Source organism: Lysinibacillus sp. NPDC093216 (assembly GCF_050280325.1).
In the GTDB taxonomy this organism is placed as follows: Bacteria; Bacillota; Bacilli; order Bacillales_A; family Planococcaceae; genus Lysinibacillus.
In genome coordinates this window covers 1-5,065 of record NZ_JBNNVB010000058.1, presented here as the reverse complement: position 1 = coordinate 5,065, position 5,065 = coordinate 1, and the positions used below count along the sequence as shown (strand labels likewise).

Genomic DNA, 5,065 nt, shown 5'->3' with positions numbered 1-5,065 from the left:
GATTTTGCCCTGTATATTTGTTTTGGTTTCTTTTGTACGTTTTGCCAATCCTTTAAAATGCATGGTTTCGATGTACACCTCATCGCCAAGAGACAAGATTTTATTTGCTAACGCACCATGTTTTTCTTTGATGTAGGAAGCTTTCTTTCTATATAATTCTTTTATTTGTTTTTTTGTTTTTTGATAGTTTTTACTATATGTCTAACGGAGTTTGACGCCATGTTTTATAGTACCATCCTTTTTGAAATTGTTAGGATTGGTACTTCTACGACTTCTATCTAACTTGCGTAATAAGCGTCTTTTTTGTTTCTCGAATAAAGGTACTTCTGGAGCAAGTTGTTGCATGAAAACTGTTTCTTCTGAAACAACCGCAATGGTAGAAGGACCAATGTCAATACCTACTCGTTTTTGTTTTTGATAGGAATGCCGAAAGGCTCCTGTAGATGGAATTCTCTTTGCAGGAGGAATCCCATCCATCACGAATGCCTGCTTTATTAGATTTTCCTTCTACAGAATGAAGCATTCCGTAACGTTTAAAGTGTTCTTTACTCCCTTTAAATAGAACATCTTGAACCGCTTTCCAGACAGTAGAGGCGATCTTCTGAGAAGTATTGCTATCTATATGTTTTTTATAGTTATGTTGATGCTTTTTAATATACGCATGCAGTTGATATTCACTTAACCCAAAAGATTGACGAATGGTATCTAATTCATTTGCAGTCTGCTTCAATTCTTTTGTATCATTAGATTTTTTCGCTTTTTGGTAGCAACGTAATTGTTTTCGATAGTGTTTTGATTCTTGCATTAAAGTATATTGTTTTACTGCATAAGACAAAGTTATATTATAGAGTGTACGGGCAATTTCAAAACGTTTTAATAGAATATCTTTTTGCCATGTATCTATAAGTAACTTGAGTTCTATAACAAAACAATCTTTCTTCCCTTTCGTCATTACCCGTCACTCCTTTCTTTTTTTGATTATTCACAATATACAACATAAACATATGTTCTATAAAGAAAAAAGCACTTCATTCCTCCCACCTCTGAAGGAGTGGGCTTCCTGAAGCTCAATTCTGTGAATGGAAAACATTGATCGACCTCAGTTCGAGGTTAAATCAACTTTGAAGTGGCCAACGGGTTATTATAAAAGGACAGCATTTAACAGTGCTGTGAAACTAAGAACTTACTACAAATCGTGTTCTAGGCTTAGTAGTGAATCACGATTGATTGCTTAAATAAAGACAAGTTAAATGGTATTATAATGAAAGATTGGTATATTGATAATAAGCTAAATATGAGATTGAGAAGCGAGGTATTATAAATGGAAATTAGAAAGCCGAACAACTTAGAACTAGAAGAAATAATAGCTCTTTCACCACAAGCTTTATTTGATGGTACACTGGGCGGAGTAAGAGCAACAAATGAAAAAGTTTTAAACTTAATTGAACCTCTTCTTAAAAAAGGATGCTACTATTTGATAGCAACAGAGAATAATGAGTTAATGGGATGGATCCTAATTGGGGAAAATAAAGACCAATTTACGGAACAATTAAACGGGTTTATTTATGAGCTATTTGTAAAAGAGACATATAGAGGTAGAGGTATTTCCAAAGAATTAATGAATATTGCCATTGAACAATTGAGGAGGGAAGGATACTCTGAAGTTAGACTTAGTGCTTACGCAGGGAATAATGCTATTAAGCTATACGAAAAAATGGGATTTAGTTTAAGAACAATAAGTATGAAATTACAGTTATAAAAGTAGTTTGGCTTATTTAAAACTAAAAGACAATGACTAAGCGCTCATTAAAACGTGATATGCGCCCTGTTATTTACAAATTGAAAATTAACTAGTGCTTGTAGTGTATAGAAAAGAATTCTACCATTGCGCAAAAGAAACCCAGGTACTCATTAATTTTAAGCTTGGGCTTTTAGAGGCAGGTTATGGAAAAACCTTTTTACAAACTTGATAGGCGATGATAGTATATACTAGGCGATAATTTCAAGAGGAGAGAATTCCTTCCTAGCCACAGGATATTCTCCTTAGATATTTCGTTAATTAAAGAACGACAGAAGGTATAGTAAATAAAGTGACAAATCTAATGTATGTATTTTGTTTAATAGTGTGGGGGCTTAATTTTATTGCAGTGAAAATTCAAGGAACGCCAGTAAGCTTAGAATTATCTTTGACTTATCGGCTAGTTATTACTGCATTTTTATTTATTGCCCTAGTATTGTTTCTTAAGCCGAAAGGGGTACCTACAAAGAAAGATATACCCTTTATCATTGTGTTTGGCATTTGTAATTTTGCTTTAAGTTATTTATGCCTATATTACGCAACAATATTAAGCTCAGCAGCAATTGTAACATTAATCTTTTCATTAAAAGTGATATTGACGCCGCTAGCTCTTCGTATTTTCTTAAAAGAGCAACTACATCCTCGTGTATTATTGGGAGGGCTACTAGGGGTGTTTGGTGTTTGTGTTCTCATTTATCCTTCTTTAAGTAATTTTTCTAGCTTATCTGTTTTAAAAGGCATAATGATTGCACTTTTAGGTACAGTGCTTACAGCAATTGGTGATGTAAGTTCTGCAAGGAATGCCAGAGTAAAGATTGATCCTATTTATTCGAATGCTATTGGTTTCGCTGTAGGAAGTATTTTAATGTCTATAATTGTATTGTCACAGGGACAAAAGATCATCATTCCTACATCAATAACATACATATCTGCTTTACTGTACTTAACATTGATCGCATCTTTCCTAGCATGGCTATTTTATTTAAAACTTGTTGAAAGAATTGGTGCTGCCAAAAGCGGGTACATGGTAGCTTTATTTCCGGTAATTGGAGGGATAGCTTCTGTTCTAATTGGTGAATCACCGCTTTCAATATATTTGATAATAGGATGTCTATCTAGCTGTATAGGTGCAGCTATAGCTTTAGGATTTAGAATTCCCCGTAAAATTAAACAAACGTAAATCAAGACAATGGGGACCATGTAAATGATAAAAGAAATATGATGACAGTAGACCGCTCAGAAATGGGTGGTTTTTTTGTATTTGTTATTTCATCTTCTGTGGAGAAAAAAGCTAACAAGCACGTCCAGTTCCTTTTCATTAGCTCTATATGCCATGCGTCAAAAATAAACATAACACAGACATTTTTTTATTTAAATCCGGAAAAAATGCGGGATTTCAATAGTGAATGGAAACATTTGCTTGGAATGAGGTATTATTAATCAAAAGGACAAACGCAAGATTTAGGGGGAATATATGTTGAAAAAGGCATTTAGTTTGCTAGTTATAGTTCTTCTATGCTGTAGTTTATTGTTTATGTGTAAAAGTGAAGTTAAAGCAACCTTTATAGGGGTTATTGAAGAGATGGTAAACGATCGGAAAGCCGTAGTATATGTAACTGAATCAGAAAATAATGCGGTTTATGGAATTGTTTATGTAAATCTTGCAAAGAATCCCGACATAAAATTTAAGGTTGGTGATAAAGTAAAAGTCGGTTATGACGGAAAAGTACAAGGTACAGCACCAATGGCCGTTACTACACTTACTGTTGAATTAGTTGAGTAATATAATAGTACAATGTAGCTGAAGAAAAAAGCGATCAAAGAATGATATATAAAGAAATTTCGCAAACAGATGATGCTGATACATAAGGTTATGGGGGAGCTATCTGGGAGCAGGGGCTCGAATTTGACTAGCTTTTATGTTGTATAATTAATTGACCTATTAGGTGACTGAACAAATCAGAGCCTAGTAGTTTTTTTATTTATGTAAAATATCGTTACTTAAGTGTCGAAGCCAGCTTTAGATATTTATACTATCTTAGTGGCTATGGTTGTTTTATTTAAAATATAAAACCTCTTACACACATATTTTTACCACTTATTAGGTGGAAAGAGGCTATGGTGAAATTAAATGTTACAGTATAAACAGGAAAGAAAAAACTATAAAAAATAAAATATGCTCAAATCAAACAGCATAAAGTAGTGAGGAAATTCTTTTATGGAAGAAGAAGGGGAATTGAGAAAAAACTAAATAAAATTTTAGGAGGTAGAAAGATGCATAAAAAAACTTGGTTTATATTTATTTGTTTAGCTATTTTAGTATCTGGTTATTCCGCTGTTCAATATCTCTTCATGGATGCGCATCAAGCAGGGTTTGTTAAACTGAAGCTTATGTTAAATTCTACATTGAGCTCATTTTGGTACATAATGCTTTATTTGCATATCATATTTGCTATAGTAGCTTTAGTCATTGGTCCCTTTACATTATTTTCAAGGTTTAGAGATAAAAATATTAAACGTCATCGTACGATGGGGAAAATTTATATGATAGGCATATTATTTGGCAGTGTTTCGGGGCTTTATTTAGCCTTTTATGCTACTGGGGGGTTAATGTCTCAGCTGGGGTTTGGTTTCTTAGCTATATTTTGGCTGATAACAGCATTTCAAGCTCTGGCTAAAATTAAACATAAAAAAGTTCTTAATCATCAAAAGTGGATGATCAGAAATTATTCTTTAACCTTTGCAGCTGTCACTTTAAGAATTTGGCTAGTGTTGTTTACTGTACTATTTGGATTTGAACATTTTAATCTTAGCTACTCTATAATCGCTTGGTTATGTTGGGTGCCCAATTTATTCGTTGCAGAATGGTTTATACGACGAAAACTCAATACGATGAAGCATCAGGGAAATGCGGATTTACAATTTTAAATAACAAATAAAAATGACTACTTTTGTGATGAGTAGTCATTTTTGTTTGTTATATGCTCTCACTATCATAAACTGAATTACAACAGTCGTTTTAATATTAAGGCCGTTTTCGTATAGATTGTTGCTATCTTGAAAATATTGAATTGAATATAATGCATTTTCAGGAGGCGTTCAATAATGTGGAGATATGTATATGAAGCAGTTGGAGAATTAGGAAAAGCAGATCAACTAGCCTTATTTAAGGCAATGAAACAAGATCTATATCCAAAAGAAGAAAATAAAATGGAAAAATTACTTCCTAAGATCAAAGAGTCTCGATTTTCGTCTGGTTTAGGTTGT

Annotated in this window: 5 protein-coding genes; 4 read left to right on the top strand and 1 reads right to left on the bottom strand. The window is 33.1% G+C overall.

Translation table 11 applies throughout. From position 1 onward, the window contains the following. Positions 1 to 391: 391 nt before the first annotated feature. The gene (locus ACQKOG_RS27005) at positions 392 to 952 is read right to left on the bottom strand and encodes a hypothetical protein (protein ID WP_427448587.1); all 561 of its coding nucleotides are present in this window, start codon (positions 950 to 952) and stop codon (positions 392 to 394) included. Positions 953 to 1,321: 369 nt separating this feature from the next. Between ACQKOG_RS27005 and ACQKOG_RS27000 the strand changes: the two genes are divergently transcribed. The 4 genes from ACQKOG_RS27000 to ACQKOG_RS26985 all read left to right on the top strand — a co-directional run bounded on the left by ACQKOG_RS27000 (position 1,322) and on the right by ACQKOG_RS26985 (position 4,726). Then, positions 1,322 to 1,759, top strand: a complete 438-nt coding sequence (locus ACQKOG_RS27000; RefSeq protein ID WP_370083777.1) for a GNAT family N-acetyltransferase — start codon at positions 1,322 to 1,324, stop codon at positions 1,757 to 1,759. A 331-nt stretch (positions 1,760 to 2,090) separates the two neighbouring features. Further along, a complete protein-coding gene (locus ACQKOG_RS26995; RefSeq protein ID WP_370083775.1) occupies positions 2,091 to 2,978 on the top strand; it encodes a DMT family transporter in 888 nt (295 codons plus the stop codon). Between the two features lie 297 nt (positions 2,979 to 3,275). Beyond that, positions 3,276 to 3,581 (top strand): hypothetical protein, encoded by a 306-nt coding sequence (locus ACQKOG_RS26990; protein WP_370083773.1) that lies wholly within the window; start codon positions 3,276 to 3,278, stop codon positions 3,579 to 3,581. 491 nt (positions 3,582 to 4,072) lie between these two features. Continuing rightward, positions 4,073 to 4,726, top strand: coding sequence for a DUF2306 domain-containing protein (locus ACQKOG_RS26985; protein ID WP_370083771.1), 654 nt, complete (start codon positions 4,073 to 4,075; stop codon positions 4,724 to 4,726). The last annotated feature ends 339 nt before the right edge of the window (positions 4,727 to 5,065 follow it).